The following is a 24066-nucleotide window of genomic DNA, read 5'->3' on the forward strand; positions in this document are numbered from 1 at the left end:
ACACAACAACAATAAATCCAGGGAAAGAGGAACAGATCATGAGCACTCGATTTCGCCTGTCTGGCGCGGCGCTTCCCGGTGTGGGCCTGGCAGGGCTGCTGCAACTGTGCGCGGTCGACGGCGTGCAGGCCGAGGAGTTCAGCGTGCTGGACAACCAGGTCACCGGTTCATTCGACAGTACCTTGTCTTATGGCCGCTTGTGGCGGGTTCAGGGCCGGGACAAGAACAACGACGACGTCAACACCAACGACGGCAATCGCAACTTCGACACCGGGCTGGTTTCCGAGGTGTACAAGATCACCTCGGAGCTCGAAGCCAACTATCAGAATTACGGGATGTTCGTGCGCGGTACCGCGTTCTATGACACCCAACTGATGGACAAACGCAACGATTACTACCGCAACAACAACCCGTCGCAACCCAGTCAGAGTTACCCGCAGGACGACCACTTCACCAGCCAGACCCGCGATATCGCCGGCAGCCGGGCGGAGTTGCTCGACGCCTACCTCTATGGCAATTGGGACGTGGCGCAGATGCCGGTCACTGCACGTATCGGGCGCCAGGTGTTCAACTGGGGCGAGGGGATTTTCTACCGTGGCGGGATCAACACCACCAACCCGGTGGATGCGGCCAAGTACCGTCTGCCCGGGGCCGAAGTCAAGGAAGTGCTGGTCCCGGTGGAAGCACTGAGCTTCAACATCGGCCTGACCGACAGCCTGACCATGGAAAGCTTTTACCAGACCAACTGGAAGGAAACCCGCATTGACCCGGTCGGCACGTTCTACTCGCAGACAGACCTGTTCGCCGACGGCGGCAACACCGCCTACAACAACTTCAGCGGTACCGCGCTGGACACCCCGGTGCCCGGCTTCGGCAACGTGATCGATCTGTACAGCGCGCTGGGCAACAACCCGCTGCTCAACCAGGCCCTGAGCACCACCGGCCTGTATGCCAACGGGGTCACCCCGACCTTTGGCAACACCGTCAAGGTGGCCACGGTTGGCAAGGATTTCAACGCGCGCAACGACGGCCAGTTCGGTTTCGCTTTTCGCTACATCGCAGAAGAGTTCAACAGCACCGAGTTCGGGTTGTACATGGTCAACTACCACGCCAAGGAGCCGACCATTTCCGCCGACCTGGGCGGGTACCAGGGCATCGACATGAATGCCCTGACCAACCTGTTGGCCGGTGTCGCCGGCAGCCAGGCGGGGCAGTTGGCCAACGGCCTGGCGACCGTGGATGTGCTGGGCAACATTCAGGCGCACCGGCGTTACGCCGAAGACATCCGCATGTATGGCTTCAGTTTCAACACCACCCTGGGCCAGGCGTCGGTGTTCGGTGAAGTGGCGTATCGGCCGAACCTGCCCATCGGGGTCGCCGCCACCAACGACCTGATCGGCGACCTGGCCAACGGCGCTGCCGCAGCGGCAGGCGGCCAGACCATCAACATCGGCGGGCAGCAGGTCACGCTCGACAGCCAGATCAATAACGCCGAGCGCGTGGAAGCGTTCAACACCTCCCTGGGCACCATTTACAACTTTGGCCCGAGCCTGTCGTTCGACTCGATGTTCGGCGTATTCGAGCTGGCGTCCGAGCACCTGCGCGGCAGCAGCCTGCAATACACCGCTTATGACGGCAGTAACCGTTACTACGCGGGCACCGGCAACTTTTCCTATGTGTCCGGTGGCGAGCGCGGCGACCAGGTCAACCGCAACTCCTACAGCTACACCGCGATGCTCAACGGCACCTGGAACGACGTGTATGCCGGGGTCAACGTCTCGCCCTATGTCGTCTACAAGGATGACTTCGAGGGCAACAGCTATCAGGCGGGCAACGTCATCGAGGGCCGCAAGGCCTACACCCTGGGGATCAAGGCCAACTACCAGAACAGGCTGGAGGCCGAGCTGCAATACACCGAGTTCTATGGCGGCGGGCAGGACAACGGCCTGCGTGACCGCGACAACATCGGCTTCAACCTCAAGTACTTCCTTTGATTGCTACACGCAGACCCTGTGTGGGAGCGGGCTTGCTCGCGAAGAGGGCGGCACATTCAACACAGATGTCGCCTGAAAAACCGCTTTCGCGAGCAGGCTCGCTCCCACAGGTTTTTGTATTTCGGAGAACGATCATGTTTCACACTTCACGACTGACCAAGACCACGCTGGCGCTGTTCCTGAGCCTGGCCGCCGGCAGCGCGCTGGCCGCGGTCACGCCCCAGCTGGCCGAACAACTGAAAACCACCCTGACCCCATTGGGCGCCGAGCGTGTCGGCAACGCCGCCGGGACCATTCCGGCCTGGACTGGCGGCATCACCCAGGCGCCGGCGGGCTACAAACCAGGCCAGCATCACCCGGACCCGTATGCGGCGGACAAGCCGCTGTTCACCATCACCAAGGCCAACCTTGAACAGTACAAGGCCCACCTCAGCCCGGGTCAGGTCGCCCTGTTCAACAGCTACCCCGACACCTTCCAGATGCCGGTCTATCCTTCACGCCGTTCTGGCTCGGCGCCGCAGTGGCTGTATGACAACACCTTGAAGAATGCGACCGCGACCAAGCTGCTCGATGGCGGCACCGGTTTTGCCGATGCCTATGGCGGTGTGCCGTTCCCGCTACCCAAGGACGGGGTCGAGGTGTTGTGGAACCACATCACCCGCTATCGCGGCATCTATGTGGTCCGTCGTGCCTCCGAAGCGCCGGTACAACGCAACGGCAGCTTCGCGCTCGTGACCTCGCAGCAGGAGGGGCTCTTCAATTATTACCGCCCGGGTGGGCAGTTTGCCGACCTGAAAAACATCCTGTTTTACTACCTGGCGTTCGTGAAGAGCCCGGCTCGTCTGGCGGGTGGTGCGGCCCTGGTTCACGAGACCCTGGACCAGCTCAAGGACCCGCGTCAGGCCTGGGTCTACGATGCCGGACAACGTCGTGTGCGCCGGGCGCCGAACCTCGCCTATGACACCCCGATCGCCTCATCCGACGGCCTGCGCACGGCGGACGATACCGACCTGTTCAACGGCTCGCCGGACCGCTATGACTGGAAGCTCAAGGGCAAGCAAGAGGTCTACATTCCCTACAACAACTACAAAGTCGGCAGCCCTGAGGTGAAGTACGCGCAGTTGCTCACACCGGGCCACGTCAACCCGCAGTACACCCGTTATGAGCTGCATCGGGTCTGGGTGGTCGAAGGCACGCTCAAGCCGGGCGCGCGGCATATCTATTCCAAGCGCGTGCTGTTTCTCGACGAGGACAGTTGGGGCGCCGCATTGGTGGATCAGTATGACGGGCGAGGGGAGTTGTGGCGGGTGTCGATGGCCTACCTGAAAAACTTCTACGACCTGCCCACCACCTGGAGTGCGCTGGACGTATTCCATGACTTGCAAGCACGTCGTTACTACGTGCAGAACCTGGATAACGAAGAGCAGGGCACCGTGGACTTCACCCAACCGGTGCCGGAAGACGCGTACTTCATGCCGTCGGCATTGCGCCAGCGTGGGACGCGGTGAGTGTCGCAAACCACGCAAAAATGGCGAGAGCAGTGCCCTCGCCAAAGCGCGGATCACTCAGTCGGCACAACCTAATCCAACATTCGATTGACGAGCAGTCATGGTAGCCTCGTCGCTTCAACTGCCGTTACATCGGAGGGCATTGTGGTGAGTTTGACCATCAACAATATTGACCGTCAGCTCTATGAAGCACTGCGAGTAGCGGCAGACATCAATGGTCTTTCCATTGAAGAACAAGCGTGTCTGATTTTGAGCAAAGCGCTGGAACAGAGTAAATGTACTGACGGCTTGGGAACTCGAATCCACAAACGGTTCAGCATTGATGATGGAGTCGAATTGGATCTGCCTTCGCGCTGAAGTAGGGCAGCCAGATTCTCGGTTCGACACATCATCATTGGTAGTCCTTCAGATCGCATTCGCGGGCAAGTCGGACCGCTGGACCGCTGCTCTCACAGGTAAGTTGTCGAACACAGATTCTGTGAACGACCCAACACCCTGTGGGAGCGTGGCTTGCCCGCGAAGGGATATTTCATTCACCGCAAGGCGAACGTCAAACGCGGAAGTGGCTCACCATCTGCTGCAATTGACCACCCAACCGCGCCAGTTCAACGCTGGACTTGGCGGTCTCATCGCTCGCCGCAGCCGTCTGCTCCGACACATCGCGCACGTTGATGATGCTGCGGCTGATCTCCTCGGCCACGGCGCTTTGCTGTTCGGCCGCCGCGGCGATCTGCTGGTTCATCGACTGGATGTTGGACACCGTGCGGGTGATGCTCTCCAGTGACTCGCCGGCCTTGCGGGTCAGGGCCACGCTGCTGTCGGTGAGGACGCGGCTGTTGTTCATCACGGCAGACACTTGTTGTGTGCCGTTCTGCAGGCCGGCCACCAGACCTTCGATTTCCTCGGTGGATTTCTGCGTGCGCTGGGCCAGGCCGCGGACCTCGTCGGCCACCACGGCGAAACCACGACCGGCTTCACCGGCGCGGGCCGCTTCGATGGCGGCGTTGAGCGCCAGCAGGTTGGTCTGTTCGGCCACGGCCTTGATCACGTCCATGACGCTGCCGATCTTGTCGCTTTCCTGTTGCAGCACGCTCATGGCCTCGGTGGAACGTACCACTTCGCTGGCCAGACGCTCGATCTGGGCGATGGCTTCGTTGACCACCTTGTCGCCTTCACGAGCTTCGCCGTCCGCCGCCGCAGCGGCTTGCGAAGCTTCTTCGGCGTTGCGCGCGACTTCCTGCACGGTGGCGGTCATCTCGTGCATGGCGGTCGCGACCTGATCGGTCTCGACTTTCTGGCTGTTGACCCCGGCACTGGTCTGTTCGGTCACGGCCGAGAGCTCTTCGGCGGCGCTGGCGATTTGGGTCACGCCGTCGCGGATGCCGCTGATCAAGTCGCGCAAGGTCACGCCCATGCGCGCGATGCCTTGCTGCAACACGCCGAGTTCGTCACGACGGGTGACCAGCACGTTCTGGGACAGGTCACCGCTGGCGATGCGGTCGACCACCGCCAGGGTTTCGCGCAATGGACGGGTGATCTGGCGCGTGATGACCACGGCGGCAATGATGCCCACCAACAATGCCAGCAGCGTGCTGATCAGTTGCAGCGTGCGCGCCCGGGCGCTTTCGGCGTCACGGCGGTCGAGCTGGATCTGATACAGCTGATCGCTCTGGGACACGATGGCGGCGCCCTGGTCGGTCATTTCCTTGCGCGCCTGCACCGCGTCATTGCTGGCGGCCTTGTAGGCCTGCAAGGCACTGCGATAGTTGCCCAGCGCGGTTTCCAGCTGACGCAGGGCGTCTTGCTGGGTGTCGGCGAAATGCGCGTTCAGCGGTTTCAGGCTGGCGATGGCGGCGTCCAGCTGGCCGACCGCTTTTTGCTCGGTTTCGATATTGGTGGTGGCGGTGTAACCACGTACTTCGTAACGCGCCAGCAGGAACGCTTCCTTGGCCGATGTAATGGCCTGGAACTGTTCGAAGCGCTGGTCGCTCAGCGGCATTTGCTGCACGCGGGTGTTGATCTCATTGAGCAGCGTTTGGGCGGTTTCGGCGTTGGCGCTCATGGCGTCGCGGGCGGTGTTGCCGGCGCGATAAGCGTTGCGCATTTTGCCCAGGGACGTCCTGTAGGCGTCGATCACGGTGCCTTGCTCACGGAGCAGCTTGAGGTTTTCCGGGCTCTTGAACTTCGCCAGCAGGGCCTGTTGCTGGGCCGAGAAAGCGTCGAGGGTGGTCTGCACGCCCTGCGCGGCGGTTTCGTCGCCGTTGGTCAGCATGTATTGCAGGCGAACCACGCGCAGCTTGGTCAGGCCGGCGTTGAGCTGGGTGATGTCGCTCATCCAGTTGCTGCGGTCGATCAACCCGCCCAGGCTGGTCCAGCCGGTCAGGGCGAGGACGCAGGTCAGTGCCAGCACAAGGCCAAACCCAAGGCCCAGTTTCAGGTTCACGCTGATGTTGCCGAACCAGCTATTCATCCAATTCCTCCAGGAACGTAGTGCTTCTATTTCGTCGGCTGGCTGGAAGATTGTTTTTTTTGGGGGGCCGCCAAGCTGTGTAAGCAGGATGTATCGGCAGCAATGGCGGGAGCTGAAAGGATTTTTCCAAACGGATTCTGTAACAAGGTTTTTACAGCGCTTTTAAGCTTTTTTTCACATGGGTTTCACCCGCCACCGACGCACGCTTCTTTAACCTCCGGGGATCTGATGAGGTGGTGCGTGCCGGCGAGGCGGCTTGATGTGGAATTAAGACTGAGTCTTTTCGGGATAAAACGCTCGATCGACCTGAAGCGCTTCACCCGCTATCGCAACGCTGCGGTGGTGTTGGCCTCGGCGCTGCTGGTGATCCCGTTGACGGTGTTTTTACTGCGACCGGCCACCGTTCCGGACCTGGCGCATGGCAATGTGCGCGGTGCACAGGCGTTGATGAAGGAGTGGGCCAAGGGCGACCTGATCGTGCTGGTGCGCCACGTCGAACGCTGCGATCACTCTTCGGCTGCCTGCCTGATCGGCAACGATGGCATTACCGAGCGTTCGCGCAGTGTTGCCACCAAAGTCGGGGCGCAGTTCCGTAACCTGGGCCTGGACAAGGCCGATATCTACCACAGCCCGATCCTGCGAACGGCGCAGACTGCCGGCTTCATGTTCAACAAGGCCGACGCGGGCGAAGACTGGCTGGTCGGTTGCAAGGGCACCATGCTGCGCGACGCGTTGGCGCACAAGGTGGCCGGGCGTAACCTGATTCTGGTGACCCACAGCGAATGCATGGCGCAACTGGAAAAAGACCTCGATTTGACGACTTCAACCCTGGGTTACGGGGCGTCTCTGTTTATCTCCGCCGAAACCCCGAACAGTCCGCGCATGCTTGGTTTTATCGAAGCATCGGATTGGCCCACGGTGACACCCCGTTGAACTTCAGCCTCCCTTTGAATCAGGATTGAGCATGCAGACCGCCTCCCGCTACCGCTTTTATTGGGTGAACTTTGGTATTCCGCTAGCCTGCGCGGTCGTGGTGTTCCTGACGTTCGACATGACCCGCATCGACATCGCCTTCAACAACTATTTTTTTGACCCGGTGACGCAGACGTACCCGCTGGACCAGATCCACCTGTTCGAAAAGATCACCCACAAATGGGCGCGGATCATCCCGAACTGGACCGGCGAAATTGCGATTATCGGCGCCTTGCTGTCGTTCCTCTGGCCGCGCCTGAAGGCTGAAAAACACTCGAAAATCATCGCCTTCCTGGAAAAAATCAAAGTCGCACCGGTGCTGCGCTTTGCCAACCGCCATCGACGCGACTTTCTCTACGTGGTGTTCGCGTTTTCCATCAGCACCGGGGTCATTCACTACCTCAAGGGCCACACCAGCGTGTATTGCCCGATCGAGACGACACTGTACGGCGGCAAGATGCAGCACGTTGAGTGGTATGAAAATTTCGACCTGCTGAAAGTTGCCGGTGACGGCCGCTGCTGGCCGGGCGGACATGCCTCGGGCGGTTTCACCATGCTGGCGTTGTACTTCGTGGCTCGCCGTTATCGCTGGCGCTATGCCAAGGCGATCATGTACGGCTCGCTGACCCTCGGCTTCATCTACGGCACAACGCGAGTGCTGCAAGGCTGGCACTACATGTCCCACACCTTCTGGGCCGGGATCTTCGTGTGGCTGGCGTGTTTGCTGACGGCGCTGGCGTTTTACGGGCGAGCGAGGCTGGAACAGCCGGTGCTCTGCGAAGCGAATTCGCAGGCAAAAAAAAGCCCGCGGGAGGGCGGGCAAACCGTAGTTTCTTGAATGAGCGAGCGAAATGTACAGGCTGGCGCGAGAGGGTGGGGTGAAGAAAAATTCATCTCGATCAAAGCCCCGCACCAGAGCCTGCGACACCGCTACGGCAAATGATCGGCGGCAAAGTCGGCTTCCGACCGTGCACGTAAACGGCCCTTGCGGCAGGCTTGCTGGAAGCGCTCGAAATCGCGCTCGTTCTGCTCGGTATAGCCCTGGGCGTATTTATAAAGCGCATCGGCCAATGCCTCACTCTTGCCGATGTAGCCGCTGATCACCGCCGCCTGCCCGGAAGACTTGGCATGGGCGCGAGCCAGGGCCCGGCCGCAAAGCCGGCCATAGGCCGCGAAGGCTTCGCCATCGAAGGTCTCGAGTTCGGCGGAGATTTTCATATCGCGCAATTGCCGCACATGGAAATGCCGCCCGCTGGGCCCGGTGGTCCAGCCGAGGAACAGGTCGCTGGCCGATTGCATCAAGCGTTGACCCTCGACCACACGCTGCCCTTCATGGCGCACCCGCGACCTGGCCTTCACGTAGCCGGCGAGCACCGAGCGCCGCGCTTCCTTGAATTGCAGGAACAGCGGGAACTGCTGATCGTCGGTCAGCAGCGCCACCAGGCAACGGGTGCCTGCACTGCCGACGCCCACCACCTTGAAGGCCATGTCCTGTACGTGAAAACGCGACAGCAGCTCACGGCGGTCCGCTTGCAGGGTGCCGCGATAGTCGCGCATGAAGGTGTCGTAGAGCGGACGCCAGTCCGAGAGGCGCAACCAGTCATCATCGGCGTCCAGCAGCGTGGTGTTCTTGTGCAGGTGGAAAATTTCCGGCAGGTCATCGCGAATGATCAGACGCCCATGGCCGTCGCGTTCGCTGATTTTTGGCAGCAGTTCGGCATGGGTACGACGCTCGGCTTTTTCGATGGCGCGTTCCACGTGTTCCAGGGTGCTTTGGTTGGCCTGCGCCAGCAGGTCGTTATAGCTGATGGATTCGTACCAGGTTTCCAGCGAACTTTGTTCGGCGCATTCGAGCATGGTTTTCTGATAGGCACTCACCACCTCATGGCAGATGCTGTCTTCAACCGACTCGCCATGGCGCAAGTCGCGGGCGGCCACCAGAAAACTCGCCACCAGGCGTTTCAAGTCCCACTCCCACGGCCCGGGATGGGCTTCGTCGAAGTCGTTGACGCTGAACAGCAGGTTGCGTTCAGGCGTTGCGAAACCGCCGAAGTTCATCAGGTGGCTATCGCCACAAATCGGCGAAACCAGCCCCATGTGCGAGGTGCCCGCCAGGTCGTGGGCCTGCAGCAGCGCATTGCCGCGATAGAAGGTGAACGGCGACACCAGCATGCGCCCGTAACGCAGCTCCACCAGCGATTTGACGCGCCCCTCACTCGATGCCTTGATCAGCGGTATCGGGTCGCGATCGACATTGCCCAAGGCTGCTTGCGAACTGCGCGAGCACTTCTTGCGCGCATCCTTGCCTTGCTTCAAACGGTCGGTGAGGGTGGTCATGGGGGCCTATTCGACGGGTATTTTAGGGCGATTGCGAATGGAGTGTAGAAGGGCTTTGCGGGTTCATCCGAAGTGTTTGCCCGGCGACTGACCTGTCTGTCAGGCATCGGCATGTATCGATCCATCTCAAGCCTCTGCTTCGTCGAGTGGCGCGATGTTGTCCAGTGCCCGGTTCACCAGCAATTGCGCCAGCACGGCCAGTTGCTGGATTGCCAGGGCGATGTTGCGACGCGAACTCTCAAGCTCGCAGGCGAGATCGGTGCTCATGACGTTGAGCGAGGCGAGGGTTTCGCTGGCGTGGGTGAGCAGGGACGGCGTGTCTATGTCGGGGCGGATGGTGAAGACGTGGCTGACGGGGTCGAGGTGATTGGGGTTGCGCAGGCGGGCGCTGATGGCGGGTTCGGTGGTGTTGGAGAGGTTGGATAAGTCGGGTGATTCGGTTGTTGTATCAGGTGAAGAGTTTTGCAGGGTGGGGCTGTGTCTTTTCATGATGGAGATCCTGGTTTGTTTATAGGAGCTGCCCCGGTTTTCAGCCTGTCAAAGCCGGTCGCTGATTTTCAGCGACCCAGAAAGGCTATCGTCGAGAAGGAGGCCCCGCCAGTTCATGAAAGGCGATGCGTTTTGCGGGAAATGTCCTAGGACGCGGTGAAGTCACAGGTCGCTAGATTTCACCGTGTGCTTGAAATGATGCTCCCAAAGCTTGACCCCCAACCCGCCCGTCCGGTCCAGCGACGAACCCACCGTCAAATCCGTAATCAAGGTCGGCTGCAACCCCGCATCAAACAGCGCAAACCCCGCCGCCAGGCAGCAGGTTTCGGTCTGCAGGCCGCACACCAGCACGCGCTCGACGTTCAGGCTTTTCAGGTAGTCGATGGTTTGCGGCGTGGGTGCGTAGCCGTGCTTGATGAAAATACGGTCGGCGGGGATCAGGCTGTCATCGTCCGGCGCGGGGTGCCAGCCAAGCTGTTTTTCGAAGGGAGTTATGGACTCGTCGTGACGCTCGACCGTGGCGACACTGGGCAGGGTGCCGATGAGTGCCCGGATACCGTCGACCAGCCACTGCGGCGGGGCGAAGCCGGGTTGTACGTCGATGATCAGGAGGGCTTGGCGCATGGGCTTCTCCGGGAGAGAGGGTGACGACGAGTGGCAGGGGGAAGACAGTTGCTCCCACAGGGTGCGGTGTGAGGCATGAATTATCAAACCCCAGATGCAATAAGGCCCGCACTGGGCGGGCCTTGTCAGCTTTGATTGGTGGGCCGGGTTAATGGGTTACCACAATGCGATGTCATAAGTCAGGTACAGGCGATAGTTATCTCGATCGCTGGCGTAGGTAGAACGATAAGTGGCTTTTCGCACTTCGATGCCTATGCCTTGGAGCGCGCTGCTCTGTATGACATATCGCAGATTGGTGTCGGATTCCCACTCCCGGGCTTCGCGTCCTTTGTAGTCCCCGTTCTCGCCCTTGTAGTAACGGGTCATCAGGCTCAGGCCAGGCACAAACGCAGCGAAGTCATAGTCGTAGCGCAGCATCCAGGTCTGCTCACCAGCCTGGATGAACTTTCCGACGCCTGCATTGGAGAACGAATAGACCGTCGACACGCTGGTGTAGGGCAATGCCGTATCGCCGCTGACCTTCTGATAACCCAGGCCAAGTGCATGGCCGCCGAGGCGATAGGTGAAAAGGCCGCTGAACATATCGGCATCCACCGCACCATTGCGTGCCTCACCGGCATCGCCACTGATGAAGTAGCGCAAATCGCTGGTCAGGCTGCCACTGCCCATCGGTTGTTTATGCACCAGACCGAAAAACTGCTGCCGGTAGAACTCACGCATCTCCCCGTAATACCAGGTGCCGCTTAGGGTGGGCGTGAACTTGTAGGTGGCGCCGGCAAAATCAAAGTCAGTGCCTTTGCTACCGGTGTAGCCCTGTGGATAGATATCGACGCTGTCGGTGGAGTTGCGCTGCTTGAACTTGTCCAGATGACCGCTGTGCAAGTACAGATCGCGGATGCCGCTATACTCGATTTGCGTACCGCGAAAGGTTTGCGGCAACAGACGCCCATCGTTGTAGACCAGCACCGGAATCCTCGGCATCAGGTTACCGGTCTTGATCACGGCCTCGCCGATACGCATTTTTGCAGTGATACCCAGGCTGGAAAAACCATCCGCTGCATGGCCATCGTCGTGCACCGGCAGCAAACCGGTGCCCGCATGGGTCGGGCTGGAATCGAGCTTCAGGCCGGCCAGGCCCAGCGCATCCAGACCGAACCCCACCGTACCCTCGGTGTAGCCCGATTGCAGGTTGAGCAAGAAACCCTGCGCCCACTCTTTGCGGTCCTCGCCACCGTCGCGATAGCCATCGTTGAAGTAGTAATTGCGCAAGGTCAGTTTGCCTTGGGAATCCTCGAAAAATCCTTGGGCCATCAGCGCTGGCGACAGACCCGCCAGCAATCCTGCGGACACAATGCCGCCTCTCGTGAACAGTCCACGCATGGTGTTTTCCTCAGCCCCGCATTATCGGTTTTATTGGCAGTCGCAAAGGTCCCGGAATCGGGATGGGTCTCGATTTTGTTGGCCTGCGAAGCTGGACTCAGCGGCGCATTGCGGCGGACACTAACGGCTCGACAGCGCGTCCACAACGTTATGCGAGAAGCGCATCAGGCTATGCGAAAGCTGGTTTTTCGCGGGCGGGCACCGTTGCAAAACCAGGGGAATCGGCAGCGTGAATCTCAAGCAACTCGAAGCTTTCAAAGCCATCATGGCCACCGGTTCGACCATCGGTGCCGCCACTCGCATGGGGCTATCCCAATCGGCCGTCAGCCGCTTGCTGACGCAGCTGGAAGAAGCATTGGGCTTCGCCTTGTTCTTGCGCAAAAAGGGCCGTTTGATGGCCACGCCGGAAGCCGAAGAGCTGCTCGCCGAGGTCACGGGGCTGGTGGATGGCATGCAGCGCATTCAACGCATGGCCGATGAGCTGCGCATCGGTCGCTCGCACAAGAGCCTGCTCAAGGTGGGCGTGCCGACCAGCATGACCCAGGAGCTGCTGCCGAAAATCGTTGCCGAATTTCTCAAGAGTCACGACGACATCGTCGTCGAGTTGCTCACCGGCTCGTACGACACCATCGAGCGCGCCGTGCTCGACCGGTCTGCCGATCTCGGCTTCGTGCGTTTGCCTACGGAACTGTCCGACTTCGACATTGAACCGGTACTGGAAACCGAAGGTGTCTGCGTCATGCCCGCGGATCATCCGTTGACCCGCCATGCAGTGATCGACGTGCAGCATCTGCGCAATGTGCCGCTAGTATTGCTGGGCCGGCAACGGGCCTTGCGCGCCGAGCTCAATCAGGTGTTTCGCGCCGTCAACCTGACACCGCAAGTGCGCATCGAAGTGCATTCGGTCGGCGCCGCCTGCAGCTTTGTCGCCGAGGGCCTGGGGGTGTCGATCGTCAATGGATTGCTGGCCAGTCACTTCACTCATTTGCCGGTTGTCACCCGACCTTTTCGCCCGACACTGCGCTACGAATTCGGTCTGGCATTCCGTCGGGACGAGCAGCGCCCATCGATGGTGAGTGCCTTTGCCGCCCATCTCAAACAACGTCTGAACGAGTCGATGAAGACCGTCCACGCATCACAAAACGCATAGCCCGACCCGCTCCACGCATAACGTTGTAGCCCCTTGGCGTTTGCCCTAGTGTCTGCCCCATCGAAACATTGACACTCAGAATAAAAACACCGAAGGGCTCACCGCCATGTCCCAGATCGACCTCGCACAACCGGGCGCTGCCGAAAGTCAGACGCAACCCGCCAAGCCGACTGTACGCAAAACCATTAACCCGGCCATCATCCTGCTGAGCATCGTGTTGCTCGCGGTCGGGTTCACGTATGCGGTCAACTCCGGCAGCTTCCAGCGCCAGAACGGGCTGGTGGTACCAGGCTCTTATCAAGTCCTGGAAAAGAGTCATTCCCTCACTCATCTGTTGGCTGTCGAACCACGCGCAGCCAAGGATGCGGTGGCCCGCCCAGTGTCGCTGATCGAAGGGTTCATGGCGATCCCGCAGGGCATCGAGAAACGCGCCGGACTGATTTTCATGGTGCTGTTCATCGGCGGCATGTTCGGCGTGCTGAACAAGGCCGGGGTGATCGACGCCGGGCTAGAACGCCTGCTCGGCATGACGCGCGGCAACATCTACGTGCTGGTGCCGATGCTGATGCTGGTGTTCTCCGCCGGCAGCACCTTCATGGGGTTGGCCAAAGAATTCATCCTGATCGTGCCGCTGATGGTCGCGATGGCCAATCGACTGGGGCTGTCGAACCTGATCGGTCTGGCCATCGTCTGTATTTCAGTGAAGATCGGTTATCTGGCATCGATCACCAATCCGGTCGCGCTGTCCGTGGCGCAACCGATGGTCGGGCTGCCGATTTTCAGCGGCATGAGCATGCGCATTGCCGCTTACGCGTTGTTCCTCGCCGTTGGCATTGTTTTCGTGCTGTGGAGCATTCGTCGCCACGGCTATGACGCCAACGCGGTCATTACCTTCGAAAGCCAACCGTTGCCGTTGCGCCATCTGCTCAACCTGCTGGTGCTGGCCTTCGGCGTAGGCTTTATGGTGTTTGCGTCAAACCGCTGGGGCTGGAAGTACCACGAACTGTCGGCGTTCTATCTGCTGCTGAGCGTGATCTTCGCAGCGATCCACGGCATGGGCGCCAGCACCGCCGCCAGTGCTTTTGTCGACGGCATGAAAAAAGTCCTGATCGCCGGTGTGTTGATTGGTCTGGCGACTGCGGTGGAAATCATCCTCAGCACCGGTCAGGTGCTCGACACCATCGTCGATGGCCTGGCCAGCGTGGTCAGCGATCATGGCCCGGTGGTTTCGGCCTACGCGATGTTCTTCTCGCAGCTAGGCCTGGATGTGCTGATCCCGTCCACCTCCGGTCAGGCGGCCGTGACCATGCCGATCTTCGGCCCGCTCGGCCAACTCTCCGGAGTCAGCCCGCAAACCACGGTGTATGCGTTTTTGCTCGGCAATGGCCTGACCAACATGATCACCCCGACCTCCAGCGGTCTGCTGGTACTGCTCGCCACCGCACAAGTCGGCTGGGGTCAGTGGGCGCGCTACATCTTGCCGTTGTTCCTGATCTATACCGTGCTGGCGATGGTGTTGCTGGCGGTCGCAGTGACCACCGGTTACTGAGTTCCAAGGCGTCCACCCGCAATGGGACGGGCGCCGGTTTCCACAAGGTTCTGATATGACTTCGCTGAACGAACAGGCATTGCCCGCCATGCGCTTGCTGCGTGACCAGATGATCCGTCTGCGTGATGGCATCCACCTCGCGACCGATATTTACCTGCCAACCGATAGCGCAGGCCCGTGGCCGGTGGTGATCGAGCGCACGCCCTACAACAAGAGCAGCCCCTCGCGCTCGGAAAAACAACTCGACGCCCAGCACATCTCCCGCGGGGCCATGGCCGCGCGTTTCACTGCGCAAGGCTTCGTGGCGATCTTTCAGGATTGTCGCGGGCGCTACGCTTCCGAAGGCGTATTCACCAAATACACCTCGGAAGGCGAAGACGGTTTTGACACCCTCGCCTGGATCGTCGAGCAACCCTGGTGCAACGGGCGAATCGGCAGCATGGGTTTGTCCTACGCGGCCCATACGCAATTGGCGATGGCCTGCCTGCATCCACCGGGACTGAAAAGCATGGTGCTCGACTCCGGCGGCTTTGCGAACGCGTTCCAGTGCGGCATTCGCCAGGGTGGCGCGTTCGAATTGAAACAGGCGACGTGGGCCTGGCGGCAGGCCAAGGAAAGTCCCGCCGCGATCGCCAACCCTAAGATCCGCGAAGCCCTCGAGCAGGAAGACATACACCAGTGGTTCGCCCGCATGCCGTGGCAGGCCGGACACTCGCCGATTCGCCATGTGCCGGAGTACGAAGCCTATCTGCTGGAACAATGGGCGCAGGGTACTTTCAGCGATTACTGGCGCAAGCCCGGCATTTATGCCGAAGGACACTACGACAACCTGCCGGATATTCCGGTGCTGTTCATGTCCAGCTGGTACGACGCGTATGTCAGCTCGACGCTGGCTAACTACCGTGCCTTCAGCCGCCACAACCGCAGCGCCCAGCATTTGATCATGGGACCGTGGCTGCACGGCGATCGCAACATCAGCCATAGCGGCGATGTCGAGTTCGGTGCGGCGGCCAACTTCGATGGCAACGTGGCGCGCACCTGGCTGGATTGTCGACTGGACTGGTTTGCACGCTCACTCAAGGATCAAACCGGCGAGGCTGCGGCCACGTCGCCGGTCCAGGTATTTCTGATGGGCGGGGGCGATGGTTCGAAAGATCAGCACGGCCGACTGCAACATGGCGGACGCTGGTTGAAGAGCTCGCAGTGGCCGCTTCCGGGCAGTCGATCCTTGAGCCTGTACCTGAACGCTCAGCGCCAATTGAGCACGGAACCGCCTTCAGCATGTGAGTCGAGCCTGAGCTATCGTGCCGATCCCGATCATCCGGTGCCGACCATCGGCGGCGCACTGACCTCCGGTGCTCCGGTATTCGTCGGTGGCGCGTTCGATCAACGTGAGCGAGCGGATTTTTTCGGCACACAGGGTAATGACCGGCCATTGGCCGAACGTGCCGATGTGCTGAGTTTCCAGACCCTGCCATTGACCGAAGACATGATCGTCGCGGGCCCGCTAAGCATTGAACTGTGGGTGGAAAGCGACGGCCTCGATACCGACTTCACCGCCAAACTGGTGGACGTTTATCCGGATGGCTATGCGATGAACATCACCGACGGAATCGTGCGATGCCGTTACCGCGACTCGTGGGAGAAGCCGCGGCTACTGACTCCGGGGCAACGGGTAAAAGTCGTGATCGAGCCGTTTGCCACCTGCAACCTGTTCAAACGCGGGCACCGCGTGCGCCTGGACATTGCCAGCAGCAATTTTCCGCACTTCGACATCAATCCCAACAGTGGTGAGGCCGAGGGGCAGGCTTTGTACAAGCGCATCGCGACCAACACGGTTCATATGTGCGCAGACTTCGCCTCACGCCTGGTGCTGACTACTCTTGAACCCGAAGTGCTGGTGAATCTGGATCGTCAGGCCGCTGATTCGGATTGATGCAGGGCAGCCGGTGTTGCTGTTTATCAACCGGGACCGAGAAAAAAGGCTCTTCACACATTGCCGGGAAATTGTAGGAGCAGCCGGTCGACGCTCGATTGCTGGCGATGGACTCAAGTGCGCCGCGTTTGTCCAGTTCACACGCGTTATCGTTAACGACCATCGCTGGCAAGCCAGCTCCAAGGGGCCGCGTCCGAGTCGAAAATGAAGTGAACTCCAAACTAGTGAAGGCCCCCCAATAAAGCATCGGATGGCTTGGAACACCGTTTGGAATACCCAAACGGCTGGACCGCAAAAAAACTCTGTGCGGCCCAATAGCACTAAAACGCTTGTCTTCACTGGATTTCAGGCACAAAAAAAGACGTCCTTGGACGTCTTTTTTCGTTGAAGTGGTGGAGCCGGGGGGATTTGAACCCCCGTCCGCCAGTACTCCGCTGTCGGTACTACATGCGTAGCCGTGTCTATTAAGTTAACCCTCAGCGACCCGACGGGCAGGGTGCTTTGGGCGAGTTGTGTAAGTTTTAGCCGCTTCGTCCACAACGTACTGCACGGCGATTCTGTTCTATATGACAATCACTTTGGGTTTACAGACATCCCCTGATGATTGCTGGACCCGAAGGTACCAGGAGGGAAGGGCTAAGGCTGCTTACGCAGCGAGAGCGTATTCCCCGTAGGTTTCGTCATTGGCAACTATAGGAAGTTGCAACAGTGGATTTACGAGTTCTGTTACCAACTCGGCATGCACCTAAAGTTTCGCAACCGGCGTCGAATCCTAAACGGCCCCGAGCCTGATGCTCTGTGAATCAAGTGAGCAACAAGCCTGTACAGTGTACGTCAACGCGACTCAGAAGGCCAACCCGAAGGTAGGCCACCACACATTATGGGTTGGGTTCGTTGCGCTGTTTGTCAGTGAGTGCCAATGCCTGGGTGGCTTCGGTGACGCATTTTGTGTCGTCTCCGGAGGCTTGGGAGGCTTCGGCGCTGGACATCAGTCTCTTGATCTCCATGGCGGTGTTTCCGGAGGTCGCTGGCAGCGCATTCACTTTGCCTTTGAGCTCTTGCAGCTTGCTCGTGCAAAGGTTGTTGTCCGCTGCAAATGCAGGAGAGGCCAGCATTGCAGCGGAAATGAACAGACCAGCGAGTGTGGTGCGCTTCATGGGTATCACCTTGAACGGATAGGGCCTACCTCAAAGACTACGATTCAACACAAGAATTCGGTTTTTTCAGACAACGTGTCGGGCTTTTCCTGCGATGCGGGCGGTTACACATTCCCGGTCCCCGAATGCAACAAAACCCGCCGTCGGCGGGTTTTGGTTTGCTTCGTATCGGATTACTTCCCGCCTTTTTTCGCGTCGGTGAGGGTCTTGATGATGTCGTTGGTCTCGGCGACGCAATCATCAATGCCTGCCTTGGTGCCTTTTGCATGGTCAGCTTTGGCCTGCTTGACGGAATTTTCTACCTGCTCAGTCATTTCCGGAGGAATCTGTGCCTTGGCGTTTTCGATGGTTTTCAGGTTGACAGCGCAAAGGTCTTCTTCTGCAGCAAACGAAGTGGAAGCCATCATGGAAGCAGTAATAAACAAACCTAACAGCACAGAACGATTCATGTGTATCTCCTTGAGCTGAAGGGCCAGGCATTGCTGGCCATCAAGTCGGGCTACCGAGTGTTGGGAGAGTCCCGCATTTACGGGACTTGATCAGTGGACTGCGGCGGCACCTCAGGGTTCTGTTTTTCACTGTGGAGCTATCGATTCCGGCAAGTAGGTACATCTATGCACCTTCCTTGGGTCCTGCTATCAGGGCACCCTAGCCTGGGTAACGCGGTCCACCAGATAGACTAGACCGTGGTAATCAATGCCGCCATGTTGCGTCAGCCCGATCTCACAAGTGCGACTGGTGGAAATCCCCTCGCTGCACTGCTGCACCGCGTCCTTGAGTGTGCGCAGCGAATGGGCATTCAGCTGTGGCGTGGTGAAGCCCTTGTCGCCGGCGAAGCCGCAGCAGTGAATGCCTTCGGGAATGACCACGTTTTTGCTGCATTTGCGCGCCAGATCGATCAACGCCTGACTTTCGCCAAGGTGCTGAGTGCTGCAGGTGACGTGCACCGCAATCGGCGCTTCCTGTGGTGTGAAGTCGAGGCGATCCATCAGGTGCGTGCGGATGAAACGCACCGGGTCGTAGAGGTCCAGTCGAACATCGCCAAGGTCTTGAGTGAGCCGTAACGTACAGGGGCTGGTGTCGCAATAAATCGGGTCGAGCCCGCCGCGACTGGCGTGCAGCAAGGCGCCGATCAGTTCCTGGCGCTTGTGTTCGGCTTGTTCGGCGTAGCCTTTGGAGGCGAATGGCTGGCCGCAGCAGAGGTTGTCCAGATTGTCCGGGAAGACCACCTGGTACCCGGCCTTTTCCAGAAGCCCGCGGGTTTTGTCGTACAACGACACCTGCTCTTTATCCGCCGCTGCTGGCCCCATGACCCGCGACACACACGCCGCCAGGTACACCACCCGCGGGCGTTCGTCCGACACGGCGGGACTGAAACGGATGGCTTTTTCCGGCTGCGGCATGGCGTTGGTCCATTGCGGGACCTGACCTTTGGACAGCTTCGTCAGCGTCGCCGAGAGTTTTGCCAGGCGTGGCGCGCCCAACAACATCCGTGCGCCATTGGCGACGTGCAGGGTGAACCGCGCCCCTTGTAGCGCCGTGGCGAAATTTCCTTCAAGCCAGTTGGCGGTTTTCGTATGGGTTGCCGTGCGGCTACGGAGCTTTTTCACCAGCTCGCCGGTGTTGATGCCGACCGGGCAACGTTGCGCGCACAGGCCGGTGGCAGCGCAGGTATCGATGCCCTGGTACTCGTAAGCGGCTTCGAGTTCGGTGGTATCGATGCCGGTGCGTTTTCGCGCCTGAATGTCGCGCCAGATCACGATGCGTTGGCGTGGGCTCAGCGTCAGGCCCTTCGACGGGCAGACCGGTTCGCAGAAGCCACACTCGATGCACTTGTCCACAATCTCGTCGGCGGCCGGCAAGGGCTTGAGGTGCTTGAGGTGGATCTGCGGATCTTCGCTGAGCACCACGTCCGGGTTGAGAATGCCGTTGGGGTCGAGCAGACGCTTGAGTTGCCACATCAACTGGTAGGCATCGCTGCCCCATTCCAGTTCGACGAATGGCGCCATGTTGCGTCCGGTACCGTGTTCGGCTTTCAGCGAACCGCCGAACTCCACTGCCACCAGTTGCGCCACGTCGTCCATGAACGCCTGATAGCGTGCGACTTCTTGCGCGTTGTTGAAGCCTTGGGTGAAGACGAAGTGCAGATTGCCTTCCAGGGCGTGTCCGAAAAGGATCGCTTCATCGTAGTGATGTTTGTCGAACAACTCGATCAGGCGATTGACGCCGATGGCCAGTTGTTCGACCGGAAAGGTGACGTCTTCGATGATCACCGTGGTGCCGGTCTTGCGCACCGCACCGACGGCGGGGAAGGTGTCTTTGCGGATGGCCCAGAGACGGGCATTTTCCTGAGGGTCCTCCGTGAAGTCGACCTGCTTTTCCACCGGGAACGCCTGTAGCGACGCCATGATCTGCGCCAGTTGTTCATGCAGCAGGGCGGACGACGCGGCGCGGGATTCGATCAGCAAGGCGCAGGCATTGTTCGACAGATGCTGTACGAAAGGCGGCATGCCGGGTTTGTCCTGCACTGAGCGCAGGCTGCGCCGGTCCAGCAGTTCCACGGCCGACACCGGTTGGCTTTTCAGTACGGTGACCGCGTTGCAGCAGGTCTCGACATCCGGGAAGACAATCAGGGCCGAGGCCTTGTTCGGGTGGTCGATCACCGTGTCGTAGGTCACCGCACTGATGAACCCGAGCGTGCCTTCGGAGCCCACCAGCAAGTGGCTCAAGATATCCACAGGCTCGTCGAAATCCACCAGGGCATTGAGCGACAGGCCGGTGGTATTTTTCAGACGGTATTTGTGGCGGATTTTCGCAGCCAGATCAGTGTTGGCGCGGGTCTCGCGCCCCAGCGTCGCCAGGCGCTCCAGCAACGCGGTATGGCTCTGGCGAAACGCCGCGACGCTGGCGGCATCTTCAGTGTCGAGGCGACTGCCGTCGGCCAGCACCAGACGAATACCGGCCAGGGTGTGGTAGGTGTTTTGCGCCGTGCCGCAGCACATGCCGCTGGCGTTGTTGGCGACGATGCCGCCGATCTTGCAGGCGTTGATCGAGGCCGGGTCCGGGCCGATCTTGCGTCCGAACGGCGCCAGCCAGGCGTTGGCCTGGGCACCGATCACACCCGGTTGCAGGCGGATTTGCATGCCCTGGTCGCGGATCTCGCGCGCGTTCCAGTTATCCCCAAGCACGATTAAAACCGAGTCGCTGATCGCCTGGCCAGAGAGGCTGGTACCGGCGGCGCGGAAGGTCACCGGCACCTGATCGCGTTGCGCAAATTGCAGCAGCGCCACGACTTCGTCTTCGGACTCGACGCGGATCACCAGTTGCGGAATCAATCGATAGAAACTGGCATCGGTGCCGAAGGCCAGGGTCGACAGCGGGTCGTCGAAACGTCGCTCTTGTGGAATCAGTTGCTGTGCATCTCGCAGGAAAGCGGCCGGTAGACTCATTGGTCCTCCAGGATCAACACCACCAGGTCTTTCGGACCGTGGGCGCCGTACGCCAGCACTTGTTCGATGTCGGCGGTCTTCGACGGGCCGGACACCAGCAGCGCGTTGGTCGGCATGCCCTGGGCCCATTCGAACTCCTGCTGCACCTGATAGAAGTTGTCGCGGATTTCACTGGCCTTGAGCAGGGCGAAATGCACCGGTGGCGCCAGGCTCATCAAGCGCGGTTCTTCCCGGGTCGGCCAGAGAATCAGGCTGCCGGTTGCCGCGATGGCACCGAGGCTCCCAGTCAGGCTCGCCGGCGTGTCGTTGAACAACTCGGCTTTCCATTCTTCGACCGGGCGGTCGTAGGCCTTGAGCATCGGCAGATCGGGATTATTCGCCCAATGCTGTGTGATGCGTTGACCGTGGGGCGTTGTCGGTGCGATCAGCAGGCTTGGCAACTGGCGGTCCCGAAGCAATTGCGCCAACAGCGCCGGCCACTGTTCGCCGGACGTCAGGTGGATTTCTGTGTGCACCGCTTCCATCAGTTTGCGTAGTTGTGGAATGCGTTGCTCAGGCGAGTAGGTGTAAGGCTGGGTCACCAGATCGACATCAAAGTTATCGGCCACCGGTGTGGTGCCTGTCAGACTTTTACGCAGTTTGGCGAGGATATTTTGCTTGGCGCTCATCAGCGGTCTCCCTGTTTGGCCAAGTGCTCGCGGGCCATTTCATGCAGTGAGCGGGCGGCGGGTTTCGGTGCGCTGTGGTTTTGCGTCCACGGGCCGACATTGCTCGGCGTGAGGGCGCGCAAACGGGTGGCGAAGAAGCCTAACAGGCGATACAGCGTCGGCGAGCTGTTGAGCTTCGCCCAGGCGTTCCAGAGGAACCGCTCCTTGCGCGAATACTTGCTGCCCTGGCCACGCATCACTTGATGGGGGCTGTCCGGGGCCTTGACGTTTTCTTCGCGCAGGCGTCGCAGCAACGCCGGGATCGGGATTTTTACCGGGCAGACTTCACCGCAGGCACCGCACAGCGAAGAAGCACTCGGGTGATCCGGGACTTTCGCCAGGCCGACCATGTGCGGGGTGACGATTTTTCCGATAGGGCCGGGGTAAACCTCGCCATAGGCATGGCCGCCGATTCGGGTATACACCGGGCAATGATTCATACAGGCACCGCAGCGGATGCAGTTCAGGGTCTGGCGCAATTCGCTGTCGGCAAAAGCCTGGCTGCGACCATTGTCGAGCAGTACCAGGTGCACTTCCTGCGGGCCGTCGAGTTCATGTGCCTTTCGCGGGCCGGAGATCATGTTGACGTAGGTCGTGATCGGGATGCCCAGGGCCGAGCGGGTCAGCAGCGACAGCAACGGCACCACGTCGCGCAGGTTTTCCACGACTTTTTCGATACCGGTAACTGCAATGTGCACGGGCGGTACGGTGGTGGTCATGCGCCCGTTGCCTTCGTTTTCCACCAGCAGCAGGGTGCCGGTTTCGGCCACGGCGAAGTTAACACCGGAGACGCCGATGTCCGCTTCGAAGAATTTCTGCCGCAAGACCTTGCGACCGATCTGAATGAGTTGGTCAACGTCCTTGGTGTATTCCACCCCAAGTTTGTCGTGGAACAAGGACGCGACCTGACCGGCATTCTTGTGGATTGCCGGCATGATTATGTGTGAAGGCTTCTCGTGGTCGAGCTGGACGATGTACTCGCCCATGTCCGATTCCAGGCATTCAATGCCCCGGTCAGCCAGAAAATGGTTCATCTCCATTTCTTCGCTGACCATCGATTTGCCCTTGATCACTTGCCGCCCCTCGTGAGCGCGGATGATCGAGAGGACGATGCCATTGGCCTCGTCCACCGTTTCCGCCCAGTGCACTGTCACACCGTTGCGGGTCAGGTTCTGTTCCAGTTGCTCGAGCAGGTCGGGCAACTTGGAGAGCGCGCGGGCACGGATTGCATTGCCCAGTGCGCGCAAGTGTTCTCTTTCATGGGCATCGCTGAACGCCGCTGCCCGTTTGGTCATCAGTGAATCCATCGCCTTGCGAAAGTTGCCTCGCAATTGCGCGTCACCCAGCGCGTTGTGGGCGCGGGTGCGGAAATCTTCTTCTACGGCAACCGTAGGAATAATCGTGGAGGTGCTCATCGGGCACCTCCGGTACGCTGCCAGAGGAAGCTGGCCAGATGCTGACCGCGCAACGCTTCCTGCTGTTTTTCCAATGAGCCGTTGATGTTCATCAAACAGCCGCAATCGGCACTCAATACCTTGTGCGCACCGGACTCCTTCAACGCCCGGGTCTTGTCAGCCACCATTGCGCCGGAAATGTCTGGCATACGGACGCTGAATGTTCCGCCAAAGCCACAGCACTCACTTTCGTGATCGTGATTGACCCGCTCCACATTGCTCAACTGCGACAATAACTCGCGGCCGTGCAGGTGGGTGTTCATTTCGCGGCGTGCCGAACACGAAGTGTGCAGCGCCACTTTCACCGGCTCGCCGCTGTCCTTGAACTGCACCTTGCAGACAAACAACAGGAACTCGGCCAGCTCAAAGGTTCTGGCAGCCAGCGCCTGAACCTGTTTCAACGTGTGCGGCTCGTCCTTGAACAAGTCGGCATAGTGTTCGCGCAACATCCCGGCACAAGAGCCTGACGGCACCACCACCGGATAATCCCCGGCAAACAGCTCCAGTTGCGAGCGCGCCACGGTCCGTGCCTGTTCGGTGTAACCCGAGGTGTAGGCCGGTTGTCCGCAGCAGCTTTGCCCTTGCGGGTACTCGACACGAATGCCTTCGCGTTCCAGCAGGTGGATCGCATCCATCCCGGCTTCGGGGTAGAACAAATCGACCACGCAGGTCCCGAACAGGTAGACCCGTGACGGTTTCTCGCTGGGGTATTGCCGAGGCTCGGGCAGTGGCGGGGCGACACGGGTCGCATTCGGCACAGCGTTGTAAAAAAGCTCGCTCATCAGGCGTGTCTCCGGGTGGTCCCGGTTATTCGTCTGTTGAGGCCGCTGAATATAGAGCCGGAAGCTTTCAGCAGCCTTACAGACCGGGGTGTGAATTGCGGACGCCGG

At 59.9% G+C, this 24066-nt stretch carries 19 protein-coding genes, 1 other RNA gene and 1 pseudogene; 8 read left to right on the plus strand and 13 right to left on the minus strand.

The window, feature by feature from the left end:
- Nucleotides 1-38: 38 nt before the first annotated feature.
- The 3 genes from Q8X48_RS14840 (at nt 39) to Q8X48_RS14850 (ending at nt 3859) form a co-directional block, all read left to right on the plus strand.
- A complete protein-coding gene (locus Q8X48_RS14840; protein ID WP_193601747.1) occupies nt 39-1994 on the plus strand; it encodes a DUF1302 domain-containing protein in 1956 nt (651 codons plus the stop codon).
- 134 nt (nt 1995-2128) lie between these two features.
- A complete protein-coding gene (locus tag Q8X48_RS14845; protein ID WP_407800807.1) occupies nt 2129-3502 on the plus strand; it encodes a DUF1329 domain-containing protein in 1374 nt (457 codons plus the stop codon).
- A 147-nt stretch (nt 3503-3649) separates the two neighbouring features.
- A complete protein-coding gene (locus Q8X48_RS14850; RefSeq protein ID WP_407800808.1) occupies nt 3650-3859 on the plus strand; it encodes a FitA-like ribbon-helix-helix domain-containing protein in 210 nt (69 codons plus the stop codon).
- A 193-nt stretch (nt 3860-4052) separates the two neighbouring features.
- Here Q8X48_RS14850 and Q8X48_RS14855 read toward each other — a convergent pair whose 3' ends face one another.
- Nucleotides 4053-4916 carry a methyl-accepting chemotaxis protein gene (locus Q8X48_RS14855; protein ID WP_371317832.1) on the minus strand — a complete coding sequence of 288 codons (864 nt, stop codon included), beginning with the start codon at nt 4914-4916 and terminating at the stop codon, nt 4053-4055.
- Nucleotides 4917-4958: 42 nt separating this feature from the next.
- Nucleotides 4959-5972, minus strand: a pseudogene (locus tag Q8X48_RS14860) (methyl-accepting chemotaxis protein); the annotation flags it as partial.
- Nucleotides 5973-6233: 261 nt separating this feature from the next.
- On the opposite strand from Q8X48_RS14860, the gene Q8X48_RS14865 reads away from it, so the two are divergent.
- A complete protein-coding gene (locus Q8X48_RS14865; protein WP_407800809.1) occupies nt 6234-6905 on the plus strand; it encodes a histidine phosphatase family protein in 672 nt (223 codons plus the stop codon).
- 31 nt (nt 6906-6936) lie between these two features.
- Nucleotides 6937-7782: a phosphatase PAP2 family protein gene (locus Q8X48_RS14870; protein ID WP_407800810.1), complete on the plus strand. Its 846-nt coding sequence runs from the start codon at nt 6937-6939 to the stop codon at nt 7780-7782.
- 92 nt (nt 7783-7874) lie between these two features.
- Here Q8X48_RS14870 and Q8X48_RS14875 read toward each other — a convergent pair whose 3' ends face one another.
- The 4 genes from Q8X48_RS14875 to Q8X48_RS14890 form a co-directional block, all read right to left on the minus strand.
- Entirely contained in the window at nt 7875-9281 is a 1407-nt protein-coding gene (locus tag Q8X48_RS14875) for a DUF2252 domain-containing protein (protein ID WP_407800811.1), read from the minus strand.
- Nucleotides 9282-9407: 126 nt separating this feature from the next.
- On the minus strand, nt 9408-9770 hold the full coding sequence (locus tag Q8X48_RS14880; protein WP_407800812.1) for a DUF6124 family protein: 363 nt from the start codon (nt 9768-9770) through the stop codon (nt 9408-9410).
- 162 nt (nt 9771-9932) lie between these two features.
- On the minus strand, nt 9933-10394 hold the full coding sequence (locus tag Q8X48_RS14885; RefSeq protein ID WP_407800813.1) for an isochorismatase family protein: 462 nt from the start codon (nt 10392-10394) through the stop codon (nt 9933-9935).
- Nucleotides 10395-10550: 156 nt separating this feature from the next.
- Nucleotides 10551-11774, minus strand: a complete 1224-nt coding sequence (locus Q8X48_RS14890) for an OprD family porin (protein WP_407800814.1) — start codon at nt 11772-11774, stop codon at nt 10551-10553.
- Between the two features lie 229 nt (nt 11775-12003).
- Here Q8X48_RS14890 and Q8X48_RS14895 point away from each other — a divergent pair, with 229 nt between their 5' ends.
- The 3 genes from Q8X48_RS14895 (at nt 12004) to Q8X48_RS14905 (ending at nt 16409) form a co-directional block, all read left to right on the plus strand.
- Nucleotides 12004-12924 (plus strand): LysR family transcriptional regulator, encoded by a 921-nt coding sequence (locus tag Q8X48_RS14895; RefSeq protein ID WP_407800815.1) that lies wholly within the window; start codon nt 12004-12006, stop codon nt 12922-12924.
- 106 nt (nt 12925-13030) lie between these two features.
- On the plus strand, nt 13031-14473 hold the full coding sequence (locus Q8X48_RS14900) for a YfcC family protein (protein ID WP_407800816.1): 1443 nt from the start codon (nt 13031-13033) through the stop codon (nt 14471-14473).
- Nucleotides 14474-14561: 88 nt separating this feature from the next.
- Complete coding sequence (locus tag Q8X48_RS14905) at nt 14562-16409, plus strand: CocE/NonD family hydrolase (protein ID WP_407800887.1); 1848 nt, start codon at nt 14562-14564, stop codon at nt 16407-16409.
- Nucleotides 16410-16799: 390 nt separating this feature from the next.
- Here Q8X48_RS14905 and ssrA read toward each other — a convergent pair.
- From ssrA to Q8X48_RS14940, 7 genes are all read right to left on the minus strand, one after another.
- Nucleotides 16800-17193, minus strand: a transfer-messenger RNA (tmRNA) gene (gene ssrA, locus Q8X48_RS14910).
- A gap of 94 nt (nt 17194-17287) precedes the next feature.
- On the minus strand, nt 17288-17566 hold the full coding sequence (locus Q8X48_RS14915; RefSeq protein WP_407800817.1) for a hypothetical protein: 279 nt from the start codon (nt 17564-17566) through the stop codon (nt 17288-17290).
- Nucleotides 17567-17739: 173 nt separating this feature from the next.
- Nucleotides 17740-18015, minus strand: a complete 276-nt coding sequence (locus tag Q8X48_RS14920; RefSeq protein WP_041474775.1) for a hypothetical protein — start codon at nt 18013-18015, stop codon at nt 17740-17742.
- 189 nt (nt 18016-18204) lie between these two features.
- Nucleotides 18205-21015, minus strand: coding sequence for an FAD-binding and (Fe-S)-binding domain-containing protein (locus tag Q8X48_RS14925; protein WP_407800818.1), 2811 nt, complete (start codon nt 21013-21015; stop codon nt 18205-18207).
- Nucleotides 21012-21683 (minus strand): LutC/YkgG family protein, encoded by a 672-nt coding sequence (locus tag Q8X48_RS14930; RefSeq protein ID WP_407800819.1) that lies wholly within the window; start codon nt 21681-21683, stop codon nt 21012-21014. Before Q8X48_RS14930 ends, Q8X48_RS14925 begins: the two co-directional genes overlap by 4 nt.
- Nucleotides 21683-23137 (minus strand): LutB/LldF family L-lactate oxidation iron-sulfur protein, encoded by a 1455-nt coding sequence (locus Q8X48_RS14935; RefSeq protein WP_407800820.1) that lies wholly within the window; start codon nt 23135-23137, stop codon nt 21683-21685. The genes Q8X48_RS14930 and Q8X48_RS14935 overlap by 1 nt, the downstream gene beginning before the upstream one ends.
- Nucleotides 23134-23958, minus strand: coding sequence for a (Fe-S)-binding protein (locus Q8X48_RS14940; protein WP_407800821.1), 825 nt, complete (start codon nt 23956-23958; stop codon nt 23134-23136). Before Q8X48_RS14940 ends, Q8X48_RS14935 begins: the two co-directional genes overlap by 4 nt.
- Nucleotides 23959-24066: the final 108 nt, after the last annotated feature.

The organism is Pseudomonas sp. QLc11A (assembly GCF_052112305.1).
Classification (GTDB): Bacteria; Pseudomonadota; Gammaproteobacteria; order Pseudomonadales; family Pseudomonadaceae; genus Aquipseudomonas; species Aquipseudomonas laurylsulfatiphila.

Bases quoted from the DNA above. Each gene is read 5' to 3' on its own strand.
- Q8X48_RS14840 (WP_193601747.1), top strand. From the start codon at position 39: ATGAGCACTCGATTTCGCCTGTCTGGCGCGGCGCTTCCCGGTGTGGGC.
- Q8X48_RS14920 (WP_041474775.1), bottom strand. From the start codon at position 18,015: ATGAATCGTTCTGTGCTGTTAGGTTTGTTTATTACTGCTTCCATGATG.
- Q8X48_RS14925 (WP_407800818.1), bottom strand. From the start codon at position 21,015: ATGAGTCTACCGGCCGCTTTCCTGCGAGATGCACAGCAACTGATTCCA.
- Q8X48_RS14900 (WP_407800816.1), top strand. From the start codon at position 13,031: ATGTCCCAGATCGACCTCGCACAACCGGGCGCTGCCGAAAGTCAGACG.
- Q8X48_RS14880 (WP_407800812.1), bottom strand. From the start codon at position 9,770: ATGAAAAGACACAGCCCCACCCTGCAAAACTCTTCACCTGATACAACA.
- Q8X48_RS14935 (WP_407800820.1), bottom strand. From the start codon at position 23,137: ATGAGCACCTCCACGATTATTCCTACGGTTGCCGTAGAAGAAGATTTC.
- Q8X48_RS14930 (WP_407800819.1), bottom strand. From the start codon at position 21,683: ATGAGCGCCAAGCAAAATATCCTCGCCAAACTGCGTAAAAGTCTGACA.
- Q8X48_RS14915 (WP_407800817.1), bottom strand. From the start codon at position 17,566: ATGAAGCGCACCACACTCGCTGGTCTGTTCATTTCCGCTGCAATGCTG.
- Q8X48_RS14885 (WP_407800813.1), bottom strand. From the start codon at position 10,394: ATGCGCCAAGCCCTCCTGATCATCGACGTACAACCCGGCTTCGCCCCG.
- Q8X48_RS14870 (WP_407800810.1), top strand. From the start codon at position 6,937: ATGCAGACCGCCTCCCGCTACCGCTTTTATTGGGTGAACTTTGGTATT.
- Q8X48_RS14855 (WP_371317832.1), bottom strand. From the start codon at position 4,916: ATGGGCGTGACCTTGCGCGACTTGATCAGCGGCATCCGCGACGGCGTG.
- Q8X48_RS14940 (WP_407800821.1), bottom strand. From the start codon at position 23,958: ATGAGCGAGCTTTTTTACAACGCTGTGCCGAATGCGACCCGTGTCGCC.
- Q8X48_RS14875 (WP_407800811.1), bottom strand. From the start codon at position 9,281: ATGACCACCCTCACCGACCGTTTGAAGCAAGGCAAGGATGCGCGCAAG.
- Q8X48_RS14890 (WP_407800814.1), bottom strand. From the start codon at position 11,774: ATGCGTGGACTGTTCACGAGAGGCGGCATTGTGTCCGCAGGATTGCTG.
- Q8X48_RS14905 (WP_407800887.1), top strand. From the start codon at position 14,562: ATGCGCTTGCTGCGTGACCAGATGATCCGTCTGCGTGATGGCATCCAC.
- Q8X48_RS14845 (WP_407800807.1), top strand. From the start codon at position 2,129: ATGTTTCACACTTCACGACTGACCAAGACCACGCTGGCGCTGTTCCTG.